The organism is Vibrio echinoideorum (assembly GCF_024347455.1).
GTDB lineage: Bacteria > Pseudomonadota > Gammaproteobacteria > Enterobacterales > Vibrionaceae > Vibrio > Vibrio echinoideorum.
Map to the genome: position 1 here is coordinate 1,390,695 of NZ_AP025484.1, position 14,560 is coordinate 1,405,254.

At 43.7% G+C, this 14,560-nt stretch carries 15 protein-coding genes; 8 read left to right on the plus strand and 7 right to left on the minus strand.

The window, feature by feature from the left end; translation table 11 throughout:
* Nucleotides 1–18 precede the first annotated feature (18 nt).
* On the minus strand, nt 19–1,251 hold the full coding sequence (pepT, locus tag OCV36_RS22310) for a peptidase T (protein ID WP_135457331.1): 1,233 nt from the start codon (nt 1,249–1,251) through the stop codon (nt 19–21).
* A 348-nt stretch (nt 1,252–1,599) separates the two neighbouring features.
* Between pepT and OCV36_RS22315 the strand changes: the two genes are divergently transcribed.
* The 3 genes from OCV36_RS22315 (at nt 1,600) to OCV36_RS22325 (ending at nt 4,059) form a co-directional block, all read left to right on the plus strand.
* Nucleotides 1,600–1,746 carry a hypothetical protein gene (locus OCV36_RS22315; protein WP_017074830.1) on the plus strand — a complete coding sequence of 49 codons (147 nt, stop codon included), beginning with the start codon at nt 1,600–1,602 and terminating at the stop codon, nt 1,744–1,746.
* 410 nt (nt 1,747–2,156) lie between these two features.
* On the plus strand, nt 2,157–3,149 hold the full coding sequence (locus OCV36_RS22320) for an aldo/keto reductase (protein WP_245300934.1): 993 nt from the start codon (nt 2,157–2,159) through the stop codon (nt 3,147–3,149).
* A 175-nt stretch (nt 3,150–3,324) separates the two neighbouring features.
* Nucleotides 3,325–4,059 carry a TrmH family RNA methyltransferase gene (locus OCV36_RS22325; RefSeq protein ID WP_135457336.1) on the plus strand — a complete coding sequence of 245 codons (735 nt, stop codon included), beginning with the start codon at nt 3,325–3,327 and terminating at the stop codon, nt 4,057–4,059.
* Between the two features lie 97 nt (nt 4,060–4,156).
* Here OCV36_RS22325 and fdxA read toward each other — a convergent pair whose 3' ends face one another.
* Nucleotides 4,157–4,480, minus strand: coding sequence for a ferredoxin FdxA (gene fdxA, locus OCV36_RS22330; RefSeq protein ID WP_017074827.1), 324 nt, complete (start codon nt 4,478–4,480; stop codon nt 4,157–4,159).
* Between the two features lie 255 nt (nt 4,481–4,735).
* Between fdxA and OCV36_RS22335 the strand changes: the two genes are divergently transcribed.
* Nucleotides 4,736–6,367, plus strand: a complete 1,632-nt coding sequence (locus tag OCV36_RS22335; protein ID WP_135457338.1) for an NAD(P)/FAD-dependent oxidoreductase — start codon at nt 4,736–4,738, stop codon at nt 6,365–6,367.
* A gap of 132 nt (nt 6,368–6,499) precedes the next feature.
* Here the strand turns inward: OCV36_RS22335 and bluB are convergent, their stop codons facing one another.
* Nucleotides 6,500–7,168: a 5,6-dimethylbenzimidazole synthase gene (bluB, locus tag OCV36_RS22340; RefSeq protein WP_135457340.1), complete on the minus strand. Its 669-nt coding sequence runs from the start codon at nt 7,166–7,168 to the stop codon at nt 6,500–6,502.
* 167 nt (nt 7,169–7,335) lie between these two features.
* Between bluB and OCV36_RS22345 the strand changes: the two genes are divergently transcribed.
* The 3 genes from OCV36_RS22345 to OCV36_RS22355 all read left to right on the plus strand — a co-directional run bounded on the left by OCV36_RS22345 (nt 7,336) and on the right by OCV36_RS22355 (nt 9,744).
* Nucleotides 7,336–8,535 (plus strand): DEAD/DEAH box helicase, encoded by a 1,200-nt coding sequence (locus tag OCV36_RS22345; RefSeq protein ID WP_135457342.1) that lies wholly within the window; start codon nt 7,336–7,338, stop codon nt 8,533–8,535.
* Between the two features lie 109 nt (nt 8,536–8,644).
* Nucleotides 8,645–9,049 (plus strand): PPC domain-containing DNA-binding protein, encoded by a 405-nt coding sequence (locus OCV36_RS22350; protein ID WP_135457344.1) that lies wholly within the window; start codon nt 8,645–8,647, stop codon nt 9,047–9,049.
* Between the two features lie 71 nt (nt 9,050–9,120).
* The gene (locus OCV36_RS22355) at nt 9,121–9,744 is read left to right on the plus strand and encodes a 3'-5' exonuclease (protein WP_135457346.1); all 624 of its coding nucleotides are present in this window, start codon (nt 9,121–9,123) and stop codon (nt 9,742–9,744) included.
* Between the two features lie 89 nt (nt 9,745–9,833).
* Here the strand turns inward: OCV36_RS22355 and OCV36_RS22360 are convergent, their stop codons facing one another.
* Nucleotides 9,834–10,670 carry a DUF6279 family lipoprotein gene (locus tag OCV36_RS22360; RefSeq protein ID WP_135457348.1) on the minus strand — a complete coding sequence of 279 codons (837 nt, stop codon included), beginning with the start codon at nt 10,668–10,670 and terminating at the stop codon, nt 9,834–9,836.
* Between the two features lie 303 nt (nt 10,671–10,973).
* Here OCV36_RS22360 and OCV36_RS22365 point away from each other — a divergent pair, with 303 nt between their 5' ends.
* The gene (locus OCV36_RS22365) at nt 10,974–11,147 is read left to right on the plus strand and encodes an RNA helicase (RefSeq protein ID WP_065207028.1); all 174 of its coding nucleotides are present in this window, start codon (nt 10,974–10,976) and stop codon (nt 11,145–11,147) included.
* 122 nt (nt 11,148–11,269) lie between these two features.
* Here the strand turns inward: OCV36_RS22365 and dbpA are convergent, their stop codons facing one another.
* The 3 genes from dbpA to OCV36_RS22380 all read right to left on the minus strand — a co-directional run bounded on the left by dbpA (nt 11,270) and on the right by OCV36_RS22380 (nt 14,536).
* Nucleotides 11,270–12,649: an ATP-dependent RNA helicase DbpA gene (dbpA, locus tag OCV36_RS22370; RefSeq protein ID WP_017074818.1), complete on the minus strand. Its 1,380-nt coding sequence runs from the start codon at nt 12,647–12,649 to the stop codon at nt 11,270–11,272.
* 176 nt (nt 12,650–12,825) lie between these two features.
* The gene (locus OCV36_RS22375; protein WP_108118039.1) at nt 12,826–13,734 is read right to left on the minus strand and encodes an aldo/keto reductase; all 909 of its coding nucleotides are present in this window, start codon (nt 13,732–13,734) and stop codon (nt 12,826–12,828) included.
* Nucleotides 13,735–13,951: 217 nt separating this feature from the next.
* Complete coding sequence (locus tag OCV36_RS22380) at nt 13,952–14,536, minus strand: hypothetical protein (protein ID WP_135457350.1); 585 nt, start codon at nt 14,534–14,536, stop codon at nt 13,952–13,954.
* Nucleotides 14,537–14,560: the final 24 nt, after the last annotated feature.

Sequence of the window (14,560 nt, forward strand, 5' to 3'; positions counted from 1 at the left end):
TATCGCGTTTTAAAATGGCTATTCTTGGTAGTGCGTAGCCGTACGTTGGGAAAGCGCAACAATCACTTTTGCTGCTTGTTCCATCCCTTGAATCGTAATGAACTCATGAATACCGTGGAAGTTATAGCCACCAGTGAAGATATTCGGACATGGCAGTCCCATGAATGACAAACGCGCTCCATCAGTACCACCACGGATAGGCTTGATCATTGGCTCAACATCGCATTCAATCATTGCTTGCTTCGCTAGCTCGATAATATGTTGATGTGGTTCCACCATCTCTTTCATATTGAAATAGCTGTCTGTTAGCACCAATTCAACACGTCCTTTTTCTAGACGTTCGTTCAACTCATCCACTTTTTGCTGCATGAAAGTCTTGCGTGCTTCTACGCCCTCACGCTCAAAATCACGAATGATGTAACCTAGTTCGGAACGAGCCACACCCATTTCTGCTGATTTCAAATGATAGAAACCTTCATAACCTTCGGTACATTCTGGTGTTTCTTGCGTTGGCATCATCAATTGGAATTGAGCAGCGATGTTCATCGAGTTCACCATCTTACCTTTTGCGGTACCTGGGTGAACGTTTACACCATGACAGATAACATCAGCACTCGTGGCATTAAAGTTCTCAAATTCCAACTCCCCTACTGGACCACCATCTATGGTGTATGCCCACTCGGCGCCAAATTTTTCAACGTCAAACAGGTTCGCACCACGGCCGATCTCTTCGTCTGGCGTGAAGCCAATACAAATATCGCCGTGTTTGATGTCTGGATTCGCTTTAAGGTAAGCAATCGCACTGATGATTTCAGCGATACCCGCCTTATTATCTGCCCCAAGCAGTGTCGTGCCATCGGTAGTGATGAGGTCATGACCATGCAGGCTATCAAGATCTGGGTATTGGCTTGGATTCAGGCATTCGCCGCTTGCACCTAATTCAATCGTGCCACCTTGGTAATCTTTAATCACTTGAGGTTTTACGTTCGCACCTGAAGCATCAGGAGCGGTATCCATATGTGCGACAAAGCCAATGGCAGGCACATCGTAATCGACATTCGACGGCAGTTTCGCCATCAGATAACCATTTTCGTCTAAAGAGACATCAGTTAACTCTAATGCGATCAATTCTGATTTTAAGGCTTCAGCAAATGTTATTTGACCCGGTGAACTTGGGCACTGCTGATTAGAAGGATCGGATTTAGTATCAAAAGTAACGTAATTCAGGAAGCGTTCTACAAGCTTTTCCATAATTCATCTCACCATGGATTAAGTAATTGATTTACTGACCTAATTATTATGTCGATAAGCGATGCATCGTTAAACAAATACGAACACAGAGTCAGTAACGAGGTTTTTCATCTTACGCCCCTGACCATCTATGTAATTGCTCTACATCATTATTGTGCGAAATTAGACGAGCTTCCTATACTTGAAATCAGAGGGTTTCGTCAGTTCAATATTGCATACGGATGATAAACGATGACTTTGTACACATTCTACGCCCTTCGCTCTCAGCCTAAAAAAAGTACAAAGTGGATGATGATCACTATTTATCCTTGATGCAGAATCTGTCATACGTTACACGGAGACACAGTTATGACGATTAATAAATATTTCATTTTATCTCCTCAAGCCTTTGAGGAAACGCTTCAACCAGTATTGACTGAGAAAGAAGTTCAAAGGCAGGAAGCTCTAAAACAGGCGCAATCTCAAGGTGGGTTTGACACCAACGCGACCTCGTAACTTAATCAATACTCAGACAGTATTTATAGAACCCCTAATAAAAGAGCTCTACTTCTCGTTGATGTAGAGCTCTTTTGTCTTTGACTCTTTATCCTCTATTTCTATAACGCCCTATTCAGGCGTCGAACCCATTCACGTGTTGTAACTCCGCTGCTTTATATCTATAGCTCCACGACTATGCAGCTAGCTCACTCGCTACGCTGAGAAATGACTCATTAAACTTCCCCCAGCCATACCTTGTCGTGCCATTTTGTGCTAATAATTCATATTCGTTTTCATTCCTCACTCGCCCCTTTTCAAAAACTATAATGCGAGTACCAGAGAACTTAACCACAGGAATCCCGAATTCAATGGAATATTCAAAACTAGGAAGTAGTCAAATTCCCGTTTCCCGAATCTGTCTTGGTAGCATGACTTGGGGGCTGCAAAATACTCAACAACAAGCCGACCAACAAATCGAATACGCCCTGAGCCAAAGTGTTAATTTTGTTGATACCGCAGAGATGTATGCTGTGCCACCTTCTCCTGATACCTACGGCAAAACAGAAGCGATTATCGGCAACTGGTTATCACGCAACCCTCAACGCCGCCAAGAATTAATCATCGCAAGTAAAATTGCAGGCCCGGGGCTACCTTGGGTTCGAGATGGCGGCCCTATAACCGGTGAAGCAGTGATAGCAGCTGTTGATGCATCACTAAAACGTCTACAGACTGACTATATTGATCTTTACCAGCTTCACTGGCCAAATCGTACAACACCTCACTTTGGTAAACATTTCCCCAATCATATTCGATTCAGTGACATTGACCGAAAGCAGCATGAAGCGGAGATGTTGGAGATCCTCCAAGCACTGGCGAGCTGTATTAAAGCAGGTAAGATTCGCTATGTAGGACTATCAGATGACACAACATGGGGCATTAACACTTACCTTAAGCTCAGTGAGAAGCATGATTTACCGCGAATGGTCTCTATTCAGAATGAATTTAGCCTGCTGCACGCGAAAGATTGGCCTTATTTGATTGAAAACTGTGTGCATGAAGACGTCGCTTACCTACCATGGTCGCCTTTGGCTGCTGGTATGTTAAGTGGCAAATACATTGATGGTGCAAGACCAGAAGGCAGCCGTTGGACTTACATGCAACGTAAAGGTATTTTCCGCGACACAGAATCTGCCAATGAAGCCGTAAAAGGATATGTTGAAGTAGCGAATGCTCACGGATTTACTCCGAGCCAACTGGCTTTGGCATGGTGTAATCAGGTCGATGGCGTGACTTCTACAATTATTGGAGCAACGACCATGGAACAACTGAAAGAGAACGTGGTCGCTTTCAGTAAGCCGCTATCACAAGAGATTCTCACCGATATCAACACCGTCTTTAAGCGCTACCCTGCTCCGTATTAAATAATAGGGCTAGCCTAGTCTTAGGCAGTAATTCACGCAAGAGCGCACTATTTAGTGCGCTTTTCTTTGTTAAGTGGGTCGCTTTTGCTTTTTATGTGGATCGCATTGAGCTATCACGCTTTTGGTTCTCCAACCTTTGCTCTATAATGCGCGGGCTTATATCTAGGATAAAAACATGATTTCAAAAAACCAATTAAAACTCCTTCGTGCTTTGGGCCAAAAGAAACAACGTAAAGCCCACGGCTTGTTTCTAGTTCAAGGTGAAAAGAACGTTCTTGAGCTGTTCAATAGTGACTTAGTCGTGAAGAACGTCTTTGCTACCGCTGATTTCTTATCTGAAAATCACGCTTCACTGTTTGAGTTTGATTGTGTTGAAGCCTCGCTGGATGACCTAACCAAAGCGAGTACTTTGGTGAGTAACAATGCGGCGATTGCTGTCGTTGAGATCCCAACATTTGAACTGCCAGAAGCAACTGGGCTGATGATTGCACTGGATGGCGTTTCAGACCCGGGCAACCTAGGTACGATTATTCGTGTAGCAGACTGGTATGGCATTAAGCATATCGTTGCGAGCAACGATTGTGCAGACCCATACAACCCTAAAACGATCAGTGCAACCATGGGTAGCTTTGGCCGAGTACACGTAAGCCAAACAGACTTACCTGAATACTTAGAGCAAGCGAACCTGCCTGTTTACGGCGCGTTTTTAGAAGGCGTAAGCGTTCATCAGACGGAATTTACTGCCAACGGTATTTTATTGATGGGCAGTGAGTCTCACGGCATTCGTGAACATGCGGCTAAATACGTAACTGATAAGATTACGATTCCAGCATTCGGTGGCGCAGAATCTTTGAACGTGGCAATGGCGACAGGCATCATTCTCGACAACATGCGTCGTCAGCATAGCTAGATCTCATAAGCTAACGAGCCAGTCGACAGTGTTCAGACATTAAAAAAGGCGTATTGATTAAATCAGTACGCCTTTTTATTTGAGTTCGTTTTAATCGTTACTTTTCTAGCATTGCCAACTTATCAGACACACCATTCCACTTTTCAGCGTCATCCATCGGTGCTTTTACTTCTGTTTGTACAGGCCAGATTTCTGCAAGCTCGGCATTCACTTCAATAAAAATCTTTTGGTCTTCTGGAAGATCATCTTCTTGGAAGATCGCTTGAGCGTCACATTCAGGTACACACAACCCACAATCAATGCATTCGATTGGGTTGATTACCATGAAATTCGGGCCTTCATGGAACGCATCTGCGGGGCATACCGCCACACAGTCTGTGTATTTACATTGGATACAATTATCGCCTACGACAAATGCCATGATGCTCTGCTCTATAAGTTAGTCAAAATTGAAGAATGGGGGATAATACTCATCCCAAAGCAAAATTCAACATCATAAGGCTCTAATATCGAGTCTATTTGCCCCATGTTTCCAAATTAGTATGACAGATAAATCAATTTCTCGTAAAATGCGCGCCATTGTGAGCTTATCGCTTCTTTCAACATCAGCGTTTTCATCAAACTCTGTATTAAGAATACGATCGAGCTAAGACACCTATAAAAACGAGACATCAAAATGATACGTTTAACCGAAATTAAACTCCCACTAGACCATGAAGAGTCAGCCATTCAAGACGCGATTGAAGCGAAGCTTGGCATTAACGCTGATCAGGTACTTTCTTTTAATATCTTTAAACGTGGCTACGATGCTCGTAAGAAATCAAAAATCTTACTTATCTACACGCTTGACGTTCTCGTTGAAAACGAAGCTAAGCTGCTAGAGCCATTCATCAGCGACCCACACGTAAAAGTGACTCCTGACATGGAGTACAAATTTGTGGCGAAAGCGGTTGAGAACCAAACCGAGCGCCCTGTCGTTATCGGCTTTGGCCCCTGTGGTTTGTTCGCTGGCCTAGTGCTTGCTCAAATGGGCTTCAACCCGATCATCGTTGAGCGCGGTAAAGAAGTTCGTGAACGTACTAAAGATACCTTTGGTTTCTGGCGTAAGCGTACACTGAACACTGAATCAAACGTACAATTTGGTGAAGGCGGTGCTGGTACCTTCTCTGACGGTAAGCTTTACAGCCAAGTAAAGGATCCAAAGCACTACGGCCGTAAAGTAATCGAAGAATTCGTTGCAGCTGGCGCACCAGAAGAGATTCTATACGTAAGTAAGCCGCACATCGGTACCTTCAAACTGGTTACTATGATCGAAAAAATGCGTGCTTCTATCATTGAACTAGGCGGTGAAATCCGTTTCAGTACGCGCGTAGACGACGTTCATATGGAAGATGGTCAAATCACTGGCTTGACGCTTTCTAACGGTGAAGAGATTAAATCTCGTCACGTAGTACTGGCTGTTGGCCACAGTGCTCGTGATACGTTTGAAATGCTGCACGAACGTGGCGTTTACATGGAAGCGAAGCCTTTCTCTGTTGGTTTCCGTATTGAACACAAACAAGCAATGATTGACGAAGCTCGCTTCGGCAAGAATGCGGGCAACCCAATCCTAGGTGCTGCGGACTATAAATTGGTTCACCATTGTAAAAATGGCCGAACTGTATACAGCTTCTGTATGTGCCCGGGTGGCACTGTAGTTGCTGCAACGTCTGAAGAAGGCCACGTGGTAACGAATGGCATGAGCCAATACTCTCGCGCTGAGCGTAACGCAAACAGCGCCATCGTGGTGGGTATCGACCCTGAACGTGATTACCCAGGTGATGCATTGGCTGGTATCCGTTTACAACGTGAGCTAGAAAAAGGGGCTTATGTACTTGGTGGTGAAAACTACGACGCCCCAGCACAGAAAATCGGTGACTTCCTAAAAGGCCGTGATCCAAGCGAAATCGGTGAAGTAAAACCATCATTCACACCAGGTATCCACCTAACGGATATTTCAAAAACGCTACCTGATTTTGCTATCGAAGCGATTCGCGAAGCAATCCCTGCGTTCGAGAAGAAGATCAAAGGCTTCTCTACACCAGACGGCCTACTAACAGGTGTCGAGACTCGTACGTCGTCTCCTGTCTGCATCAAGCGTGGCAAAGACTATCAAAGCATCAACTTAAAGGGCTTCTTCCCTGCAGGTGAAGGTGCAGGCTACGCAGGCGGTATCCTGTCTGCTGGTATCGATGGTATTAAGGCTGCAGAAGCACTAGCACTGTCTATGGTAGAACAGAACCAAGCTGAGAAGATTGAGATCGCTTAAGCTCTCAATTTGCTTATCTAAATTGGTCTGTATATCTAAATTAGATAACAACTAGCAAATATCAAAAAGGGCTCAATGAGCCCTTTTTTAGATCTTGATACTAACCGCTGAGATTGATGTGAGTAGATACCATTACTCTTCGTTTGACTTGATTTGGCCTGAGTTCCACTTCCCTTCATGAATCGCAGAATTGACGTCTCTTCTTGGTAACCAGCCCATGGTTTCAAGTTCGGGTTTATCTTTGAAGTGTTCAACGTAGCCGATACATAAGTACGCCACGATATCGATGTCTTCCGGGATATTTAATGCGTCTCGCAATGTTGAGTCGTGAAGAATACTCACCCAGCCTAGTCCTAGGTTTTCAGCTCTTGCTGCGAGCCACAGATTTTGAACTGCACACACGGTGCTATACAAATCCATCTCTTGCTTGATGGTTCGGCCTAGAACAACCTTTCCGGTTCGATTGCGGTCGCAAGTCACGCAGATACCGATAGGTGATTCAACGATGCCTTCAAGCTTTAGACGCTTATACATCGCCTGCTTTTCATCGGTGAACATTTCTGCAGATTCGGCATGAGCCTGATTGAAGCCTGCTTTGATCTGTTGCTTGGTTTCGATATCACGAACGACGACAAAGTCCCAAGGTTGCATAAAACCGACACTGGGAGCATGGTGCGCTGCGGTTAACACTCGCATCAGAACGTCTTCAGGGATCTCATCAGGAAGAAACTGACCACGAACATCTCGGCGAGAAAAAATCGTTTTATATACTGCATCGCGTTCATTCGGCGTAATTTCCATACATCCCTGTCTTATCGTCGTCTTATTGAGTCAGTATTATCCAACTAAAGTGTCTATGTTACTAGCGGTACACAAGCAACATGGTAGAATGCCGCCATTAATCTTATCCTTGTATAAGATTGTTAAACCTTTCCATCGCTATTTAGCCAAATCATACCGAGAAACTTATGCCATTTTCCAAGCTTGGATTAAGCTCACCTATTGTTAAAGCCGTTGCAAAACAAGGCTATGAAAAGCCAACCTCTATTCAAGAAAAAGCAATTCCGATTGTACTTTCTGGTAAGAACCTTATTGCTGCTGCACAAACAGGTACAGGTAAAACTGCGAGCTTTGTTCTCCCTATCTTAGAAATGCTAAGTAAAGGTGAAACACAGCGTAAAAAACGCATTCGCGCCGTTATTCTTACACCTACGCGTGAGCTTGCGGTTCAAGTTGAACAGAACATTACTAAGTACGCGAAATTCCTAAACCTTACATCATTAGCGATGTACGGTGGCGTGTCTTACCAACACCAGAAAGATCGTCTTATTGAAGGCGTAGATATTCTTGTGGCAACACCAGGCCGTTTGATCGACATGTACGGACAACGTGCAGTTCACTTTGATGAAGTTGAAGTTCTGGTTCTTGATGAAGCTGACCGCATGCTAGACATGGGTTTTATTGAAGACATCAACAAGATCATCGCGCGTTTACCACAAAACATCCAAAACCTATTGTTCTCAGCGACGCTATCAACGCCTGTCCGTGCCCTAGCGAAAAGCGCAATCAATGAGGCAGAAGAGATTTCTATTGCCAAAACTGACGCTTCTAAAGCGAACATCGAACAGTGGTTGGTGACAGTAGATAAAGATCGTAAGTCGGCACTATTGAGCCATATGATTACTGACGGTGATTGGGACCAAGCGCTTATCTTTATTGAAACCAAACACGGCGCGGCGAAGTTAGTTGCTCAACTGGAAAAACGTGGTATCCAAGCAGAGGCTTTCCACAGTGGACGTAGCCAAGCGATTCGTGAAAAAATCTTAGCTGATTTCAAGAAAGGTAACCTAAAATACTTGGTTGCGACTGGTGTTGCTGCGCGTGGTATCGATATCGATAACCTAAGCCGCGTAGTTAACTACGACATCCCATTCCCTGCGGACGATTATGTTCACCGTATTGGTCGTACAGGCCGTGCGGACGCGTCTGGTGAAGCGATCTCTTTCCTATCGAAAGACAACTTCAAGAACCTATGTATTATTGAAAAACGTCTTGGTCACTTGATTGAACGACGTGTAGTTGAAGGTTTCGAACCACGTAAAGAAGTGCCAATCTCTGTATTGAACTTCGTGCCTAAAAAGAAAAGAGACCTGCAGCAACCTGAGTAATTTCAAATTTAGACAATGCGAGAGTCGCGTTAATCAAAATATAAATGAAACGAAGCCCAATACGGCTTCGTTTTGTTCTTTGAAACACGAATACAAGGCAGGTAACTAGATGATCACCCCTATCGTAACGAGATTAACTAGAGGCCAAGATCTAAAGCTTGAGATCCAAAAACTAGTGACAACGCACAATATCTCGGCAGGCTCTATTGCGTCTTGTGTCGGGTGTGTTTCACAGCTCAATATTCGTTTAGCTAACGCGAACAACACTAAGCTCATAAAAGCTCCGTTCGAAATCGTATCTGTGATGGCAACGCTAACCCCGAGCCACCAACATGTTCATATATCCGTTGCTGATGAAAATGGCAATGTAATTGGCGGGCACTTGCTTGAAGGGACGATTATCGCGACCACCGCTGAATTGATTGTTCACCGCTACAACACTTTGACCTTCAACAGAGAGCATGATGATTCGACGGGTTACACTGAGCTCACTATTAGCAGCAACACGCAATAGATTTGCCCCATAGCAACACCAAGCGCTCCATATAAAGCGATACAACTAAATAAATAGTATTAGGAAACACGATGGCTCCAAACTCCGCAGACTCCGTTATCGTTCTCGATTTCGAAACCACAGGCTTATCACCAAACATGGGTGACCGAGCGATTGAAATCGGTGCGGTTAAATTGGTTAACGGCGAAGTCGTCGACACCTTCCAGCAGCTCATGAACCCCGGATTTCGCGTGAGTGGATTTATCGAAAGCTATACCGGAATCAGTAACCGTATGCTAAGCACCGCAGCAAGCTGCACAGAAGTCATGGATGAGTTTGCCGACTTTATCCAAGACAGCCAACTGGTTGCTCACAATGCGTCGTTTGATAAACGCTTTCTAGATGCGGAATTAGACTTTATTGGCCGAGACTACACAGGCAAGTTCGCTTGCTCAATGTTGATTGCTCGCCGCCTGATTCAAGACGCACCCACTCATAAACTGGGTGACCTTGTACGTTTCAAAAATATCGACAACGATGGTACTTTTCACAGAGCGTTAGCCGATTCAGAAATGACAGCACGCTTATGGTTATTGATGATTGATAAACTGCAAAGTGACCACGGCATTCAACAGCCGAGCTTTCAATTGATGCAGAAAATATCTAAGACCGCTAAAGGATCTATTCCAAAGCTGCTAATGAGTAATCGAAATTAAACGCTCAAACACAAACCCTAGAATGAAATAAAGGCTGATTCGTTTCGTGAGATCAGCCTTACAATATACAGATTTTGCTTAGAGGCGCACTACTCTTGCAATGTAATCAACGTTGACTTGAGGCTCTCTAACTCATTCATGAGATAAGACCATTGCTTATCACTACTCACTGCCGCGATATCGACCAAAAACTTAGCGGATGTCTCCATGTTCTTGGCAAGTGTAGCCTCAAGATCATCAGGATAATAAGCTTCATGGTTAAGCAGAAGCTTCATAATAATCGGCTGAGCAATATGCAGATCGGTCTTCTTTTCAACAAGTATCGATAAATCTTGATAGGTATTATTTTGATATTGCCGCCAGTTGTCGTTGGTATTTATCCACTCTTGTGACCAAGCCATAATAATATTTTTTTGTTCTTTCGATACCGACCCTAACCATCGTTCTAGCCTGTCTTCTAATCGATTTCGGTATCGCTCTCTAGAGTCTTCGTCATTCAATGACAAACTTTCTTGGTAATAGTCTTGTTGTTTCTCTCTAAAGTTCTTTAAGAATTCGTTATCTTGCTCAGGGGTAAGCTGCATACTTAACGCGTAAATATCGGGAGCGAACTTATTAACGATTGAGCGAATATGATTTTTAGTTTGTTCACTTTGGTCAATGATAAAAGTAGAGTTCATATCAGAACGATCTAGGTTTTGAATCGCTTCTAATTGCGAAATATACAGCGGCAATTGAGTTTCTTTGTGCCATTGCTGTAATAAGTCGAGGCGATCTTCGAGCTCTGATTCTTGACTGTTGGATAGAGAAACAAAGTCTTCAATATAGCTAACCGCAAACCAGCTTATATTGTTGTAGGCAAATTTAGTCCCGCACCCAGCGAAAACAAAACAGACTAATAAAACTAACCATCGACACTTTCTCATTTAACCCTCCCACGGTATTCATCAAAGCCACAAATCCATTAACTCACCCTTTTAAGGCTAGCTCTAATTCTTATAACGCTAATTCTAGCTATTATAAAAGTAGTCTTAATAAGCAGTGGTCGTAAAAACTTTGAGATAAATTGAGACTCAGACTTGCTAATCTAGCTATTTCGGCAAATGATTAAACTAAAAATAATTAATGGCAGTGATGTAACTTGATTTTTATTGCTCATTTGATGTAAACGAACCCTATAAACGAATGGTTTCTTTATTTTCAAATGATTAATATTTGGGAGGTAAGCTATGGCCGCTACTCCTCATTATACAAGCGAGTTAGAGTACGAGCTTTGCTATTTTGACGATGGAAAACTAACCACAATTACGATAAACGCGAGTAATCGACAGGAAGCGATGACTTGGTATCTTAGTGAAGGGAAACATATCAACGATATTTATTCGCTCAGACCTGACGAATAATTATTTTCTGGATATCCCTGGTAGGCGAACCTTGGCAAGAAAGCCTAGGTTAAAAATTGTGGAGAGCCCTTTACTGCGATGTCATTAACAAGACACTTACAATAAAGGGCTACAATCTTGAACTACTTCAGAATTCGGGCGCGGAATTGACGACCCTTCATTTTACCTGATTCGATTTTACCTAATGCTTTCTTAGCCATTGATCTTTCTACAGCAACGTAAGCGCGCATCGCGAACAAGTTGATCTTACCTACTGATTTACCATCAATACCGCCTTGGCCTGTCAACGCACCAAGGATATCACCTGCGCGAAGTTTCGCTTTCTTACCACCATCAATCTGGATAGTTACCATATTAGAGTAATATGGCTTAGCGATTGGCTTAGCTGGCAACTGTGACGGTTCGATTGGCATATCCATGTACTCATCAATTTGAGCAACACGGTGCATCTCTTTTTCGCTAAAGAAGCTAATTGCGACACCTTTGCTTCCTGCACGACCAGTACGACCGATGCGGTGCACGTGTACTTCAGGATCGCGAGACAACTCAAAGTTGAACACAGCATCTAGGTTATCAACATCAAGACCACGAGCAGCAACATCTGTTGCAACCAAGATAGAGATGGTTTTGTTTGAGAACTGAACCAAAGCTTGGTCACGTTCACGCTGTTCCATGTCGCCATGAAGCTCGATAACACTGAAACCACGGTGGCTTAGCTCATCATTTACGTTCTGTACTTCTTTCTTAGTATTACAGAACACAACCGCTGACTCTGGTTGATGATGAAGAAGCATTAGCTCTAGTGCGTCATCACGAGCTTCAGTACCTTCAACCTTATAAAAGTGTTGTTGGATGCTTGAGTGATCGTGCGTTGATTCAACCTTCACCATTTCAGGGTTATTCATGATGCGGTCTGCAACAGATTTAATCTGTTTAGGGAAAGTTGCACTGAACAATAACGTTTGACGATCTTTTGGTGCTGCTTCAATAACAGCATCTAGTGCATCTTGGAAACCCATTTCCAGCATGCGATCGGCTTCATCTAACACAAGTGTGTTCAACTCAGACAGGTCAATACGCTCTCTCTCTAGGTGGTCCAGGATACGACCAGGAGTGCCCACAAGAATGTGTGCGCCATGCTCTAATGAACCAATTTGTGGCCCCATTGGCATACCGCCACATAGTGTCAGCACTTTAATATTGTGAATGCCACGAGCAAGAGTACGGATCTCTTTTGCTACTTGGTCTGCAAGCTCACGAGTCGGACATAACACTAAAGATTGAACACGAAAACGCTTAACGCGTAGGTTTTGCAGCACGCCTAAACCAAAGGCAGCTGTTTTACCTGAACCCGTTTTACCCTGACCGATAACATCCTTGCCATCCAGAATAATAGGAAGACTTAACGCTTGAATAGGCGTCATTTCAGTATAACCAAGAGAATCTAACGTATTTAGAAGCTCTGGCTTAAGGGCGATTGAAGAGAATTTTGAAGTGCTCAATGGAAATATCCAACTGGTGAAAAACAGAGTGCATTATGAGTGTTTTTGAAAATTATTCCACCTTAATCACAGTTTTGGAGCAACATGTTAGGCGAATACAAAAAAACCAGCTGGGGTGCTGGTTTTTTACGTTGAAACATCTAAGTCTGAGGATAAATGCCAGACCCCAAAGGTCTCTATGGCACACCGTGGCCTTTAGACGCAACCCATACGCGATACCACTGCTCACGAGTCAGTTCGATTTTCAGTGCATCAACGGCAGTCTTCACACGTTCAATCTTTCCTGAGCCAATAATCGCGATCGGGTTAGACGGTAAACGGCGAACCCAAGCGTAAATCACTTGGTCAATGCTGTCCGCACCCACTTCTTGGCGAATCGCTTCTAGCTCATCACGAACGCGAATTGCTTGTGCTGAATCGCCACTGAAGATGCTACCACCACCGAGACAAGACCATGCCATTGGACGAATACGGTTCATCTGCAGTTGATCTAGCGTACCATCGTGGGCTACTTCGAAGTTCAATGGATTGATTTCAACTTGGTTAGTCACCAGTGGCTTACCTAGTCGAGATTGCAGTAAGTCGAACTGACGTGGTGAAAAGTTAGAGACACCGAAGTGCTTAACTTTACCGACCTTATGTAGTTCAGCGAACGCTTCTGCTACTTCATCTGCATTCATCAGTACATCTGGGCGGTGAATCAGTAATACATCCAGTTCGGTTACACCCAAGCGCTCTAGAGAATTATTTACTGATTGGTAAATATGGTGCGCGCTAGTGTCATAGTGATTGATCTTGCGATCAGGAGTGTGGTCACCACACAAGTTGATGTCGCACTTGGTGACGATTTGGATATCATCACGAAGGCTTGGCTCAAGCGCCAATGCTTCACCAAACAACTTTTCACATTGGTAGTTACCGTAAATATCCGCGTGATCAACAGTTGTGATACCAAGATCAATGTGCTGCTTCAGGAAAGTCAGGCGTTGTTGCGGGGTCATGCCCCACTCTGCTGTACGCCAGTATCCTTGCACCAACTCAGAAAGTTCTGGGCCTTGTGGCGCTGTCGTTACTCTTGCAACCATGGGTTGTCTCCTTTATCAATACTGAACGTATCGTAAGCTCGTTTTACCGAGGGCTCAACGTATAACAAATGGCAAAGGTAAACGCTTACTAAAAATGTGAGAGCGACAGAAAAACGAACACTTAAATCAATAATAGCTTGCTGTCTGCCAGTCAGCCGTTCTCCCAAAAGGCTTGTTTACCCTAATGAATTACGAAACTATCTATAAATTTGAGCAATTAAAGACGATTTAGTTCAACCGTTAAGTTGTCACCATCACTATGTAATTGAATCCAAGGAACTGAAGAATATGAGGAAGAACTAGGCACATTCCATAAACTCATTTGCTCAGAGGAATGATGTGGAGTATTGATGAATTTGACGAGTTGTTTATCTACCATGTCGTAACCAACTCCCTCACGCTTCGCTTGTTCGAGTTGAGCGGCCACATCAAACTCAGCTTCCCCAATACGAATAGAACTGAGAGCAAAGCCATCTTGGCGAAGGTATGCCTGAAGCTTTGTGTAACTTAGGTTCGAATATGGCAGGTTTAAGCGAACCACCTCGACGCTTGAGTCGCCCAACTCCAATTCAACATAAACATCCAGATCGTAATACCGCGTCAAATCACTGCACAGAAGAGCACCTTCGATCTCGCCACAATCCATTAGGTCATTATCGTTAACATAATTTTGAGAACTAGGTTGAGCTGAACTGCTGTTGAATACCGTTCGCAACCACCAACTTTCACTCGCTTGCACAGAAAATGAAAAGGTATTCAGAGCCAATAACAAAGGTAAGATTAAAACAGGAAGAGTTCTCATTAATTGTGTTTATTTCGCGCGGTA